The sequence below is a fragment of the Ruegeria discodermiae genome, assembly GCF_030758345.1.
In the GTDB taxonomy this organism is placed as follows: Bacteria; Pseudomonadota; Alphaproteobacteria; order Rhodobacterales; family Rhodobacteraceae; genus Ruegeria_C.
The window spans coordinates 34,811-50,059 of sequence record NZ_JAVAMO010000019.1; the positions used below are offsets into that span (position 1 = coordinate 34,811).

General features: G+C 58.4%; 7 protein-coding genes. All 7 read right to left on the bottom strand.

From position 1 onward, the window contains the following. Positions 1 to 930: 930 nt before the first annotated feature. On the bottom strand, positions 931 to 4,038 hold the full coding sequence (locus tag Q5Y75_RS24610; RefSeq protein ID WP_306202512.1) for a hypothetical protein: 3,108 nt from the start codon (positions 4,036 to 4,038) through the stop codon (positions 931 to 933). A 629-nt stretch (positions 4,039 to 4,667) separates the two neighbouring features. Next, the gene (locus Q5Y75_RS24615; RefSeq protein WP_306202514.1) at positions 4,668 to 5,846 is read right to left on the bottom strand and encodes a hypothetical protein; all 1,179 of its coding nucleotides are present in this window, start codon (positions 5,844 to 5,846) and stop codon (positions 4,668 to 4,670) included. A gap of 51 nt (positions 5,847 to 5,897) precedes the next feature. Further along, positions 5,898 to 7,400, bottom strand: a complete 1,503-nt coding sequence (locus tag Q5Y75_RS24620) for a hypothetical protein (protein WP_306202516.1) — start codon at positions 7,398 to 7,400, stop codon at positions 5,898 to 5,900. A gap of 6 nt (positions 7,401 to 7,406) precedes the next feature. Then, the gene (locus Q5Y75_RS24625; RefSeq protein WP_306202518.1) at positions 7,407 to 8,375 is read right to left on the bottom strand and encodes a hypothetical protein; all 969 of its coding nucleotides are present in this window, start codon (positions 8,373 to 8,375) and stop codon (positions 7,407 to 7,409) included. Between the two features lie 11 nt (positions 8,376 to 8,386). Then, positions 8,387 to 11,977 (bottom strand): hypothetical protein, encoded by a 3,591-nt coding sequence (locus tag Q5Y75_RS24630; RefSeq protein ID WP_306202520.1) that lies wholly within the window; start codon positions 11,975 to 11,977, stop codon positions 8,387 to 8,389. Continuing rightward, positions 11,974 to 13,173, bottom strand: a complete 1,200-nt coding sequence (locus tag Q5Y75_RS24635) for an AAA family ATPase (RefSeq protein WP_306202523.1) — start codon at positions 13,171 to 13,173, stop codon at positions 11,974 to 11,976. The genes Q5Y75_RS24630 and Q5Y75_RS24635 overlap by 4 nt, the downstream gene beginning before the upstream one ends. 167 nt (positions 13,174 to 13,340) lie before the next feature. Then, positions 13,341 to 15,146, bottom strand: a complete 1,806-nt coding sequence (locus Q5Y75_RS24640; RefSeq protein ID WP_306202525.1) for a hypothetical protein — start codon at positions 15,144 to 15,146, stop codon at positions 13,341 to 13,343. Positions 15,147 to 15,249: the final 103 nt, after the last annotated feature.

The following is a 15,249-nucleotide window of genomic DNA, read 5'->3' on the forward strand; positions in this document are numbered from 1 at the left end:
GCGGGTTTGGTCGGGTCGAAGATGGTGGTGGAAGCTCGCCGTCGGTCGCGGGCGACCGTGTTTCGTGAGGGCGATCTGTTGGGTCTTGTTTTGGCGTGTTTGGATTTTGGGTGTTGCGCGCGTTCGTCAACGACGGTGTCAATTGGCGTACTGAAACGGCCGCAGATCTGGGCGACGGCACGCCCCTTTTCTTAGAGTCCGACGCCTGCGCGCTGGTTACTGACAGCGCTAGCGCCACTGGAAGCTCCTGGGCCCGAGCCTCAGGCAGCGCGAGTGCCGCGTCAAGCAACGCCTGCGGCGGTGGCGCGCCACCTACATCGACGAGACGGCAGAGCGGCGCAGTCGCGTTCGTCAGTCCCGGAGGAAAGATCGAAAAATAATTGTCTGCACGTCGTTCTGCGGGCTCTGCCAGAAACAATGCTCGGGCTATTGCGACGGCTAGTGTGTCTCCGGGCGACTGCCAAGGCCGAGGCAGAACGCTCTGGGTTGTGTGATCTCCATCGATGGCGTCGCTGTCGGCTCCGTTCGCTGCGGCCCGGAAAGCTGCATTGAGGTCGTCGATGGAAACGGGTCTAACGGATTTCCCTGAAATGAGCAATTTGTGCAGGGCATCTCCCCAAGCCACTGCATCGCGTAGCGCAGCAGTGGCTTGGGGCAGTGCGGTTATGATGGTGAACGGATCGAAACCGGCGGAACCATACTTCAGCTTTGGAATCAACTGCCCAGCGAAGCTGCGGTCGTGATGAACAAAGACAACATAATCGTGACCATGAGCAATATGCCCAATGGTTGTTCTGTGGGCAGCATAGTTGTCAGATAGCAGCCAATTCTTGCTCAAGGGGAGCAGGCTCGTGCGTGTTCGGGCATCTGCTTCCCACATCCAGCCTGTGTGTGGCGGGCCAGAGCGATATACGAACAAGCCCTTCATTTCTACCTTTCTGCGTCGGCGCATTCATCGAAATAGTGCTGCATTATTTCGAGGTAACGCCTATGAAGCTCTTTGATATCTGCGTGGCCGCGCAAAAGCCCGCCATCTGTTGCGCCCAAAGCATCGGACAATTGACTTGCAATAACTTCACTATCCTCGAGGCAAATTTCTAGGAACCGTTCATAGCGCTCAACAAGGATGTCGGAGTGGATGGTGTTTTCAACGCTATCGACCGCCGCACGCATTTTTTCGATTCCGGCGGCTAATTGTTGGAGTCCCTCGGACAGCGCCTCGCGAGAGAGGACTGTCTCGTCCGCAGCAACGTTGAGGAGGCGTTCGCCAGCCTGAAGGCGTTTTAGCGCTTGTCGCAGTGAATTTGGATTCTCATTGTTAAATGTTGGTAGGATACCGTCACCAAAGTCGTCCTTTAGCTGGTTGCGAAGATCCGACGTTTCCGCACGTATCTCTTGGACCAGCTTTTTGGATTTGGCCGTCAGCGACATGAGCTCTCCTGGCCAGCTTGCAATTTGCTTGTCTAAACTTTGTTGGATACTTGTCAGCGCCGTTGCATTGTCACTTCGTGCCGCAGCACTTCCAAACCGCACGGTTTCTTCGAACGGTCGTGCATCGAACCCGAGTGATTGGATCGCGGGCAGAATTACTTCAACGTAAATCAATCGCTCGGCGCGTTCGACTAGACTAGGTTCTTGATGGAGATCGGCGCGTGCTGCGAGAGTTGCCTTGAGCGCCGAGATCAGTTGTTCTACTCGGCGTCGGCCGTTCAACCTGTGGAGCACAGCAGCCTTTTGGGCATCGCTCTCGAAGCACTTCATTGCCAATTGGGGAAACACAGGATCGTATTCGGCAAATAGACGTAAGAGTGGAGCTAGAATACCTAGCCAATCCGTTTTGTTTTCTTGGGCAGGCTGGCCAGCTAGTTCGATTAACAGGTCGTTCACATTGCTCTCGGGTTTTGAGAGAATGAAGCTGACTATGGGGTCTTCGCTGTGGTCTTTGCGCCAAGGTTCGTTTCGCCAAAAGCAGTCGTCGAGCAGAGCTCCATTGACGCGATTAAACAGGCGTGGATTTTTTTCTGGTCCACCCGGCAAAGCCCGCTCGAGAGTCTCGTTTGGAACTGGTGCTCCGATTCTTCGGTCGAGCATCTGACGTAGGAAGTCTAATGCTTCGCTACGGCCATCGCTTTCCGCTTCAACGTCAACTAGGGTGTCAAGTAGCTGCCGAGCCTGTATGAGTGTTGGAAGCAACTCGTCTTCGGCGATTATCTTGGGCAGTAATCTAGCATGCTCACCGTTTGCCGTCTGAAGCTGTAGCGCATCTAGCCAGTCGACTTCTTTGCTGACAATACTGGCTTGGATCTGTCGGTCACCTAGAGTGTGGATTTTAGCTTTCGGATTAATGCCAAGCAAAGTCACAAGCCCATGAATGAGTTGATCCACTGTATGCTTCAGGTTTTGGTCGGTTTCTGCAGCCAACGTTCTTACTTGGTTCGCAGCTTTGCTGAGGTCCTTTAAAACTCCATTGCCTGACTGGGACAACCAATCTGCCAAGGCCTCTGGCGAAGCAGGCAATTCAACTGCAACAAGCCGATCCGCCAATAGTTCTTTTCCGTTCTGCGCCTGAATTGAAACATCTGCGATGGATTTGATCAGCGCATCGACTGGAAGTGAAAGCGCACTGCGCTCGAGATGCCTGCTTAGTACATCGTGGTCGCGTTTAGGGCCGTCGAGGAAGCCGTCACGCTGGACTGTAAGCGCAGCGTGACGGCGTGAGCGCGCCCATGCCCAAATCTCTTTCCAAAAAGCATGGATACCAGGCAACTCCAAGCCTGACACGACTCCCGGAGCGGCTGAGCAGGTAAAGTTCAATACTACATTCGTCGCAGTAACTTCTATCAGCGTCGACAATAGAGCCCATTCACGCTCAATTAGTCGGTCGACCAAAATGCCAATCGTAGGACTCGAACTGAGGACTTTTGCTTCCAGCGCTTCGCGCTGGATAAGTGACTTTATTGTAAGTGGACTTTGAAGTCCATCGGACGCCGCTTGAGCTGCACGCCGCAGAAGCAAGCCGAAGTCGAGCGTCTCTTCGCAAAGCAGGTCGAGTAGCTCTACATCGCTCTTTTGGATTTTGGCTGGAGTCTCGAAGCGCTCAGAACGTAGATCCACCAGTAGTCGATCGGCCTTATTCGCTATAAGATGGACCGGCGGTACTGGGGCTTCCGCCGTTCCTAGGGAATTAGGTTGTGGGGAAGTGCGATGCGCGTCAATCGCGAGCGACATAAGGCGCTTAAAGGATTCGAGTTCGTTTGTTGCCAATGATGCAGTTGTGTCGAGCATAAACGCGAGTGCAGCCGGCGGGCGAAATTCAAAAATGTACCGCAAGGCGTAGTCCATGACCAAGTCGCCCTGCGGCAGTAGATCTTCGCCTTTCATGTCGATGATTTCGAAGGCCTGAAAATCGTGAACACCTGTTGTCGCGATCAAATCGGGAATTTCTGTTTGTGAATGTTGGCCCTTCTTCCACCTTGCCCGGCGGGACGCGATCTTCTGTTTTTCTGATCTACCTTCTAGCCAGGCGTGGCGAACCTCAGGTAGCATGATGTCGGCGAGTTCGTCATTTGCTACTTTTTCGCGAAGTAACTCGGAACCGAAAAGGAACGAGCTTTTGCCGACGTAACTGCCGCCGACGAGGGCGATACGCTCTACCACATCATGTGGCATCGGAGCTTGCGGTGCAGGCAAAGCTTCGCGACCTTCACCCCACTCGAGGCCAAGCCAGCCCTCAAAAAGCGCACCAAGCGCTGGTTCCCCGGCCGCCCAGAAACGGAAAAGACGCTCAAGTGAGCGTTCCGCATCCTGGCTCCATTTGTCGTTCTCGGCCTCGGGCAGCGGAGCAGAAAGTAAGTCGCGCAGCGCCTCACCGAAGACTCGCCCCTGTCCAGGACCAGAACCGAGGCGACGCGTAGCATGGTGAAAGAGGGCAAGACAACCAGCCGCGATCACTTGGCCTGCTGCCGGATCGCTGCTCTCAGGTCTTGCAAGAGCTTGATTACCAGGTGCGCCGAGCGCCGCCGCTTCGAATGCCCGCACCTGGCGGAGCAGACAAAGCCGCCATCGCGCCGGCATACCCAAGGCTTCGCTCCCGCGCCGAGGAGCAAAAACCGCGGCGGCCAGCCTTGTATAGGCTGCCAGCGTGGAGACGAGTCCTTGGTCGACTGGTGATTCACTTAGACCTAGGCCGGTGCCTGTTTCCTGCTGTCTATCCTCGTCCGCTGCGGGTGAGGAAGCTGCCGCTTGCCAAATGGTTTGCCATAGCGAAAGCCAAGTGGTCTCGCAGTCGGCCGACGGATGGTCAGGAGGGCTCCCCGTCTCACCCCAACGTACGGCAGGCCAAATGCCCAACACCAAATCGGCTTCGAACGACCGAAAGTCTAACTGTGGTTGACATCGCGAGAAGTCTAGCTCGCATCGTTCAGGCGAGGCCCAGATTGTTAGCGCTTCACCTTCTGTAACATCTTTGTACCGTCGGGCCAGCGTTGCCCAAGCCTCAAATACTGGCGCCCAACTGCAGCTTTCAACTGCCGATGACGTTACCGTCCGGAATGATTCCTCAAGAGCGTGTACGCCGCGCCTCTCCTGGTCGAGACATGCTTCGAGTGCGCCGAGTTCTTCGGACCAATGGGCAGGCAATGTCTGCTCGTTTAGATTGGATCCATCGTTCACGACTCATCCCCCCCGAATTCCGCCGTTTCGCGCAGTTCAACTTCGGCCTCCACCGGCAACTCCAACTCAAGCTGCTGGGCAGTCTCCGGCAGGCTTAGCACCGCTTCGAAGCCGCCAGGCACAAGGCTTAGGACGATAGGAGCCAAGGGTGCATCATCGACCTGCACAAGCACCCGAGGCGGCGCCCGATCGCGTAGCCGTAGGCGCACTAAGACTCGCGTAGCAAGAGCTACGTCGAAACGATCAAGACGACGGCCCACGGCGTTGGCTCGCGGGTAGCCAGGCAGGCGCCGGAGTTCGGTGCCTTTGCCGCGCAGCCATGACATAAGTGGGCCGTGCGGGGCAAAGGCTGCGGCCAGTTCGGCGTACCAATTCGTAATCGCGTCGGGCATAGGCTCGGTGGGCACGGCCTCAAGCAAGTCGGCCAGCTTAGCCGCTGCAGCCTGGGCTGTCTTGTCTGCTTTACTAGCAGCGGCGCGCACCAGTGCTAGCACCTCGCCGAGTGCGCGCGAGATATCGTCCACCACTGCGGCAGTCGATCTCGCTGCCGGTTGACTGGCCGCCATGCGCAGCGCGACCGCCGCAGACTGCCACTCATAGCGGTCATGGGCACTAGCGGACACAGCGGCAGAGCGCATCGCGTCGGCCAGGGCCGCACCTGCCGCGGCGGTCTCAGGCGTGGCGCCGGGTTCCAAAACAGGAACGATCCAACGCAGAACTCGGCGCCGGCCTTTTCCCGCCGATCGGATCTCGGCCAGCACTGTCGCCCCGTCCGCAGCAGCGGTTGCCACCTCTGGGTAAACCTTGAGTTCTGGTTGGATCTGCGCGGATAAGTTCTCGTTTGGAGCATGGTCGGGTAGTGTCCAAACCAGCCCGAGCACTTGCTCGCCTCTGGCAGGCAAGGCTGCCGACGCTCGGGCGAGCCGCACATATACCCCTTGTGGAAGCACAACGGAGAGCGCATCGATTTCAACCTTGCCTCCGCCAACACTTGCAATGTTCGCCGCTCCCGATGCGGAATTGAACGGAAGCGCCAGACCCCAGCCGAGACGGCCGATGCCAGCGGCCGCTTGGGCAAGCGTCCCAAGGGCAAGCCCGCGCAGATGCACCGTTTTTAACGGCTTTCCGTCGTTCGGCACGGGCCATTTTTCACGCCATGTCTCAAGTTCGCTCATATCCTTAGCCCTCCTGATCGATGCACTAGTGCCCATGCAACGCGACCCACTTCACTCAACGTCAAGATTGCCGGCAATCTTGGTGTCGGTTGTGACTTTCACTTCGTTCTGGGTGATCGTCACCCGATCAGCTATATTGACCTCCGTTGCCCTTAGTGTCGCCCGCCCGCCTTGCTCTAGAGTCAAAACAGTGTCCGGCTTTGCCTCGGGAGCGCGGGCCGCCAATTCGATGCGCCCCCCCAATAGCGCCATGTCTGCTGCCAGCGCGTCCGAGAGAGCCGGGCGCGCAAGCCGAGGTGCCCCTAGGATCGCCGGTACCCGCCCGTCCGCAACGGAGATCAGCACCAAATCGCCTGCCTTCCATCGAACCTGCAGCCCGGCTTCGTCGGGCCGTTCGAAGGCCGTAGCGCAGGTCACAGCACTGAGCTTGGCAGCATCAGGTGTCGCCCAGTCGACTAGCGCCTGCAGCGCCGGCTCGACCACCGCATCTCGGCTTGCGGGCTCGACTCTCATCAGCCGTTGCCCCGCCCCCGCTTCGATAGGCTCTACCAGTCGACCAAGCAGTAATGCTTCTTCCAGCGGAGGCAATGTTCGTTTTGCCAGCGGGTCGGGTACGAGTTCGAGCGTGGCCTGGAAGTTGACGGCGCCACGCTCGGGTGGATCCTCTGCGAGTGCGTCGTGAAAGAACCGCACTGTGAGGCGACGCAAGAATAGCGACTCACCCTCGAAGACTATCGTCATTGGCTCGCGTGGTAGTTGGAGCTTTTCAGTCAAAGCCACGGTCGATGGCGTGTTGCCCTGCGCCGCAGTCTTTATCAGTTCGCTGTAGATGCGGCGGCCGTCAACCACTCGAAGCGCCAAGCTTAGCTGGCATCCCTCTGGCGTATCAGCAAATCCGTCGAGTACCCAAGGCGTGCCGATCTGTAGCTGCCGGTCGGGTTCAGTCTGCGGAAATGCTGTTAGTCGCCAGTGTGCATCGCCTATTGCACGGCTGGCGGCCACATAGCATGTCGACCGTGCCGCGAGTAGCCCCAACACCCGTTTGCGCCGGCGGCTAGCGCTCTCACCCGCGCGCGACAAGAATACGACTCCCTCGGGCAGAGCCGCGCCCAGCATAGCCGGGTCAAGCCGACCCGTGGAGGGCGCGAGCTCCAGCCGGCCCGCCCGGGCCAGAAATTCCTCGACTGCCTGCGAATTTGCGCGCTGCAAGACCTCGAGCGGAGCTGATTGTTCGACCGCCGCTGCCTCGGCCGACAAATGCGTTCCTTCAGCCCGTAGGCAGTAGCCGAGGCCGTCGGTCCTTACTTCGCATAGATCGCTTTCCGTGAGCGCCGCGAAATATCGGTCGAGCCCACGATCACCCCTAACAAGCGCCGTCAAACGGCTAATCGGCTCTTCAGGGTCAATGCCAGAACTAAGTGCCGTGCCGCGGAGCAGCCCGGCTTCGAAACCCCGCTTGTTCGGTATGACACGATAGTCGAGACGCGCCGTCTCGCCATCAGCGACTACCATCTCGATCCAAAGCGGATCGCCGATATCAACTTTCGCGACCATACCGCCTCAGAACAACAGGCCTGCATCAGCACCCTGGCGGGGCGCTAAGTCCCAGATTGACAGTCCTTCGAAATCGGGACCTTTGACGTCGTAGGCGTTAGGGTTCTTTCCCGTGCCGTCTGGTGTGTCGCGCAGCGGCTGAGTCAGACCTGCGAAGATACCAGTGCCATCGCGGGCGGCATCTCGAATGACATTTGCGGTACCGTCGGTGAAGCGACGCGCGAATGCGGCGATTGTTGCAGCTGGCTGCGCTGTGTAGATGCCGTTAAGCGAATATGCAGCGCCGAAAGCACGATTCATCTGCATTGCCGCAGCCGTACCGTTTCCATCCTTACCCGCGAAGTCTGTGAGTACCTTCCGCATCTCATCTTTCACAATAATCTTGCCGACGTACTGGTCCAGATCCTCCGAAAGTAGCCATGAGACCAGGCTGCCAGAGCCCTCTACGTTGGCAATCCCAAGCAAATCGATTGTGGTGAAATGGCGATTCTGACCAAAACTGATCGGCCCAGAAAGATACGTGAGGTTAAGGCGCTTCGCCTCCTGTCCGTCGCTTTCGGCATAGCCATACCATCGTACGCGATGTTCGTCATGGACGCGGCCAGCACGCGCAGCTTGGTTAACCAGAGCTGGAGTAAAGTCGACAGTTGAGTTGTTCGAACCATTGAAGATCCAATGCGTCAATGCCAGATCGCGCGACTGCGATTGCACTATCGTCGTGGTTTGGAAGCCTCTAGCGGTGAGAACCGTGCCCGCGGCTGGATCTGCGATTTCGATATCGCCTGCGGGCTTCAGACCAGCACTAGGTGAGGGATAGGTATCGTCATTGTAGCCCGTTAGGGCGAGCGTAATCAGCAGGCGAGCAGAGTTCGGATTTCTCTGAAGTTTGCCACCTGGGGTCGAGAAGGGCTGAACGTAGAAGTAGCCCGCGATTTCAATGGCTGAACCTCCATCCTGGGTGAATCTGTATGGCATCACGATGTCCTTCAGTTTTTGGAAGTTTTCGGGAACAGTCTGTCGAAGAGTGGGTTCGGCGGTGCGTCCTCGCCGTGCCCTGGCGGTGGCGCGAAGGCGATCCACTTACCGGGTTCTCCCACGCCGTCGTTGCGAATCTTTATTTGCTCCCAAGCGCCGTCACGGTACATGTAAACAAGCTCGCCAAGATCTGTCTCGCCCAACTGCTCTGCGAGCGGGTCCAGTGCTGCAAGAGCCGCGTCCACAGCTTGAACAACCAACGGCGCCGTTTCCGCGGGCTGGAAGTCGCTTGTTGACCTTAGGCTGCGCGTTTGCTTGTCCAGTGGACCAAACTGGCTCTGAAGCGTTAGCCCAGTCAAAACATGGGCGGAGATAATAGGCGAGTGCACCTCCGGTGACCTCAGCATCATGGCGAGCGCTCGTACCACAGTGTTATCGGGCCCGATTTCGGGCAGCCCCGCGATGCGAGTATGTTCGCCCCATTTTTCGCGGAAGCGCGGCAGACCGCCAACTGAAGCACCTGTCAGCAAAACTAGCAATTCTGAAAGACCCGGCACGTCGAAACCCACCACTGGCAATGACTGACTCTCGATCCCACGTCCGAACACCACTGGAATCCCCAGCGTGCCGGGATGCGCATTTGTCTGCATGTAGGAGCCGGATTCTGTCGCGCGCAGCGGCTCGGTTCCACTATCGTCGCTGCCGAGCCCGAGCGCTCCAATCAAAACGTCTACATCTCGCGGTGCTTCCGGTGCAAAAGCCTGGCCAGATACGAAGACCATGCCTGGCGGAACGTCATCAAGCAAGTCTCGGCGTCCGTTGAAAAGCGGTCCGCCCGATGGATAGGCTTCGTTCCTGCAAATCTCATCGTATTCCGTAGCAATCGTGTTCACTACGGTAACCTCGCAGTCGCCTGAATAAGCGAGAAGATTAAGGAGATCCTTCACCTCCTCGACATCGCGATAGAAGCCTGAAAGGCGCTGGAGCTCTGCTATCTGCCTCTGCACCTCTCTGATGAATCCGGTGAGCGCACGTCCCGCCTCTTTGCGGAACTTCTCAACAAACTGGTCCTCATCCAGTCCGTCAGCGTCGAAGATGGCGGGACAGATCTGCCATAGTGGCACCTTGCGGATCGCGGCCGTCGCCGGCTCGTCCCCGGCCTGTTGCTTCCATCCGGTCAGCAGATCGCGTTGGCCAGGGCCATGCTCCCGACCGGTTTGTTTCATCAGATGGAGTGCGATCATTGCACTGAACGAGGTGTCAGGCTTGCCGAGGGGCGAGTTGCCCATAGGCGCGGTCAGGAAGTTCTCGCCGAGCCGCAAGAACCGCAAGCCTGCCGCGAGTGCCTTACCCACCGGGTCTCCGGCAGTGTTGAGGCGCGGCTCCCTCGCAAGTCGACCTTTTTCAGCCATAACCCGGTCGCGAGCGTCAACGAGTTGCTCGGCCAAACGGCGCACGGCCGCGGCACGGCCTCGCGGCGATTTTTCGAGCTCTGTTTCGGCGGCCTCCTCAAGCAGACCCTTGCGCTCTTCCGCCGTCAGCGCCATCGAGATCGGCCTTGGCGCTCGAGTTGAAAGTTCCCTATGAGCCGTCTTGTCGGTCGAGCTCTCGTCCGCCGGCATCACGGAGGTCGTGGGCGGGTCCGCGGCATCAGCCTCTAGTTCGTCCTCATTGGCAGAACCGTCACTGTCCGTTCCGCTTGCTGTTGCAGTCGCTTCGACACTGGACTCTTCCTCGGTCGTCCTACCGGCAGGCATAACTTCTAACTCTCCCGCTTCGGTCTCGTCTGCGGGCAGTCCCTGCACGGCATCGCTGCCCGCGCTCAACAGTCTGGCAATCTCCACACGCACTTTCGCCTCGCGGACCTCGTTGGCCGAGAGTTCAGGGTCGCTAACGGGGCCTAGGCTGCCAGCCACTTTCATGCCCGCCGAGGTCGAGAGTAGCCGTTCGTAAGCGGCGCGCACTGCCTCGCCCGCTTCCTCGATGGCGCCACCTTCCGCCTCGCGGAATGCATTTATAACCAACGCCTTGGCCTCGCCCTCAGCCGCGCCAAGCGCCACATTCAGTGCCTCGGCGATCGCCTTAGGCTCAGCCCCGACCTTCTTGAGTGTCGCCTCGAAGATCTCGGCAGTCTTGGTGCCTTGGTCCTTCGCGACCTCAGCCTCGCCAAGGTCATGGATTGCCCTGGTGACCTCCTCGCCCAAAGTCTTGAAAACCGGCTCCATCACCTCGCGCAGTTTTTCTTCTGCGTCCTTCTCCTTGGCTACTTGGAAGCATTTTTCGACGCCTCGCTCGGCCTCGTAAAACGCGTCGACTAACTTCGCGTTGGTCGCGTCGATCTTTTCCCGCCCGGGAAAGAGCTTGAGCGAAAGCGTCATCAGTTCCTCGCGCATCAGATCGATTAAGTCATCGCGTTCGAAAGCCGAGATAGGGCGGCGGACCTTCAGGTATGCTTCAAGCGCCTCCTCCGCCATCTCGCGCGCCATTACATCCTGAGGTTTTTTGCTTGGCTCCTCCAACAGCGTCTTCATCGCCGCAGCATGGGCCGCTGCCGCCGCGCGTTTGACGCGGAGCGGGATCCGGCTTGGCTGAGCTTCCTTGTTGCCTTGATATATCGCTTCGAAAATCGCATCGGCCATTGCCTTGCCGGCCACTTGCTCCGAAAAGCTCTCAAGATACCACTGCGTGATAAAGGCCATTAAAGGTTCACATTGGGCCAGATCGGTAACCTGGTCGTGGGCGCTTCGAAAATAACCGTATGCTTCACGTAATCCGGCCGATTTGTGTTCCTGGATTGGGTGCTCAGTGCGGACAGCCTGGAATTCTGCACCGTGCCCTGTTTCGCTGTCCAGCACAGCGAAATGGCTGTGATCGCTAGAGGCGCCGCCCGTCGAATCAAGCCAGGAGCGATAAGCCGCCGTCTCTGCCGCGAAGGCTTCTGCCAGCCGCTTTCGCGCCTTCTTAACAAGTGGATCCGGTTGCTCGCCGAGGGCTTGGTAGACCGCTTCCTGCAATGCCGTGTCAAGCGCTGCAGCCAGAATTTGTCCATCGCTGGCGCGCAGAAAGTCTTGGAATGCTTGGTTGAAACCTGGGTGGTACAGAAGTTCGCGCAGCATCATGGCATCTACGATGTCGGGCGACACGCCGCGGCTTGCTAAAACACCACTGCTATCCAAAGCGTAGTAGAGACCTTCAGTCAGTTGTATGCCAAATGCCGGATCTTCATAGGGGCGAAGCGCGTCGCCAGCATCCAGCAGCGACTTTAAGAGCTCCGCGCCGATATCGCTCGGCTTGCGATGCGGGTCTTTGAGATATTTCGAGAGTACACCGTCCCCATCTGGCAGCACCTGGTAGGTCTTGATTGCCTCGTTGCCTAATCCCTTGCCGGCTAGCTCCGCCGGGGCCGTCACTGCATAGCTGTAAAAGGGGATATTGCCGTTGCGGAGACGCTGAACGCGATTGGACATCAGGCTAAACGACAGTTTCTCGAGAACCTCGCTAGCTCGGCCGCGCATAACCTTGGGCTGGTTCCGTTCGAGGTTAAAGGCGCCTAAGATCGCTACATGGCGGTTTGTGCGCTTGAGAATCTCATCTAGCTTCATTTTATTTCCTCTGTCGTTTGTTCGTCCACCGCGCGGCCGCGTAAGCGAGCCGTACCCGCTTCGTCTCCGCCAACTGGGCAGGGCACGTCCTCTGGAGCAAAACTATCCCACTCATCCTCGGGCGGCGCCCCGTCTGGGTACGACAGGTTCAGCCGCCGTGCCTGTCTTCGGAATAGAATGCCGACAAGGTTCCGCACGTCGCGCGCGTTGCCAAAACGAGCGCCTGCATCTGCGCGTCGGTTCGCGAGCCATGCTGCCACTCGTGCCTCAACCGTTGGTGCCGGCGCGCCTATGCCATGCCGCGCTATCAAGCGCCGGAATATTTCAATGAGTTCATCATTTGCATAGTCGTCGAAGTGGATCTCGTCGTTGAACCGGCTGGCGAGCCCCGGATTGCTCTCAAGAAACTCCGCCATCTTAGCGGGATAGCCCGCGACGATAACGACCAGCGAGTTGCGGCGATCTTCCATCTCTGTCAGCAGAGTGTCGATCGCCCGCGGTCCGAAGTCCTGCGCCCCGCCACTGGTGAGGCTATAAGCCTCGTCTATGAAAAGCACACCATTTACTGCCTTCTCAATCCAGCCTTTAGTTAGTTCTTCGGTCTTCCCGATCACGGCTCCTACCAGGTCCGATCGCTGGACCGAGACTACATGACCGCCCTTGAGCAGGCCGTATTCGCGGTAAATTGCTCCCAAGATGCGCGCGACCGTAGTCTTGCCCGTGCCGGGATTGCCTTTGAAAATCTGATGCATCGAAAGCTCGACTGGCTCAACGCCCGGAATGCGGCGGCGCATCCTCAGGCGCTGCAAATAGAGAAGGTCGCGGAGTTCATTAACCTGCTCTTTAACTTTGCCGAGGCCAACCAACGCGTCGAGTTCGGTGCGCCAGTCAATTGGCTTTGGTCCGTCCTCGGGAACCGAAGGCCAAGGCGCTTGTGCCAAGAACATCTCGGACCCGACCTCAAAGCGCGACAGCAACGCCCGCCAAGGTCGCACGGACCAATCTTCACCCACCTCATCGGACCCCGAGCGCCAGGCCAGAATTAGTTCGTGTCCCGCCGCCCGCGCCGCCTCGCGTGCGCCAGCGAATCTGGTCTCCAGAGCGCGCAGAGCCGCATCGATATCCGCATCTGTAAGCCCACTGCCAAGTGGCACGCCATGATACTGGGAGAAAATCTCTGCCTCGACCGCCTTCATCAGTTCTGGTAAGCGAGGATCCGACTTATAGGCTGAATGCTGCTTTGCCCTGTCTAGGCACAGGTGAAGCACCGCCGCCCAACAGAGCGCATCAGGGTGCTGGTTCCGGAATGCTCGGGCGCTCTCTCTCAGCAGGCTTGCCGCCGCTTCTGTTCCACCCCTTCCGTTCATAAGCCGAGTGTCCGTTCCGCTTGAAAGGAAACGTCGGTGATGCGTGTGCGAGTTGGCAGCATCGCTGCCGGACTCGGGCCTCCACTACCGCCTAGAAGTAGCGTTCCGAGCAGTCCCGTGCCGAGACCCCCAGCAGTGACCTCGACCTTCCATTGAGGGCTCCAATTGCGCGCTGCCTGTACAAATGCTGCCCTGTAAAGTCGCGCTGCCCAGTGCACTTCATGGAGATCCCAGTCGGGTTCGGGTGTCTGCGCTACGCGCGCCTCACTAAGCCCGGCGAACCACCAGACACCGGCAGCATGCGCGCTTTCGACCAGGCCAACGCAATGCGACTCGGCTTCTGTCCGCCATTTCTCCGTCTCGGTCTCATCGAGCGTTTTCGGAGGTTCAGGGAAACGAAGCAGGATTGGTGAATGAGGTAGGGCCAAGTTGCGCGCTATCTGCTCGATCAGTGTCGCATGCCCGACCGCTTCGCGGTCCCTCGAAGCCAGTGCTTCCCACAGCAACTTCGCACCTTCGGATGCGAGCGCGGCCCCTGGCGCATCCGGGTCTCGAGGATGGTCTAGAGCTTCCGCAAGGTTCTCTAAAACAGCAGGCATTTCCGCTGTTGCCATCCGTTCTGCTAGCGTGGTTGTTATTGAACCCGTGGTACAGACGAGGTTTGCAGGCGGACTTGTGGTGCCAATTCGATCCTTATTTCGGACTGGCGGAATGGGTTGCGGCCCGTCGCCTCTGTCGAGGGTTTGCTTGAGCCCTAGATGTTCGCAGCATCGGGCGCGTAGCCAGTCACCAATCGTTTCCTTTGCTTCCCCGTCTTCGCGCAACTGCCGACGGGGGGCAAGCCACTCGGAAGCCCTCGCACGCTGCCCCGTCGCAACGTCGAGCAGAAACTTTCCACCCTCAAGATCAAGCAGCAGAAAGGCCAGCGCTCCGCCGGGGGGAGCATTGGGGCCAAAGACTAGACGGGGTAGCGGCGCATTTGCATAGTCGGCCTTCAACACTCGAGCTCTTAGCGCATCATGCAACCAGAACCGCGCGGCCAGTGCCGCATCTGACGACCCTGATCGCGGACCTGCTAGTGTGACCTGGATATCGAGACAGGCAGACTCATCCTGCAAAAGCCGGGCCAAAATGGGATGCACTGGCTCCTCTAGCGATGCAGTAGTGAACTGCAGCACTATCGGGTTGGCCCAGCCAGCCCAACTTCCGTCCCCGTCGTCGAAGGCGGTATCTGTACTTCCTTCTTCTTCGTCGATCGGCTCACCGATCTCAATAGGTTCGCTTGCAGCACAATCGTCGTCGGACCCGAATCTGCTGAAGCGGTACATGCTGCCGAGATGCAGCGCATCGAGGCCACACCAAAGGGGGTCGCCCGCCGGCATCGAGGGCAGGAAGTCATCAACGTCAGACACGTCAGCCAACGGCAAACACCGCCGCCAGCAGCCGTCCGCAATCTGGCCACGCTTAGACTTAGCGTCCGGGTTGGTGAGAGTGAAGGCACTGCGTTCTCGTAGAAGCGGATTCGAGAGCCACAAAGTTCCTCTGCCCAAATGCAGGTTGTGCCGCAGAGTCTTCCGATGCTCTTCTTCGAGCAGATTACCGCGTGGAATTACCGGCACTAGACGGAGGCGGCCATCCTCCGAGCGATCAAGCGTCAGGCCCGCTGTTTCGGTCCTTTGCGACATCAGACGTAAGCCTTTAGATGGATCAAGATCGGCGAGTTGGCCCCAACTTGTCCGCCAATCGCGACGCCCTAAAGCTGACTCGGTCGGGCGGACGATCAACGTAACTGAAACGCCCATCTAACTAAGCCCCCCAAAAAGTAGGCAAGCATGCCGCGTATGTCTTTTGTAACGCAATTCTCCTTCTACCGCATTTCGAAGTACCATGTGAACGTTCCCAAAA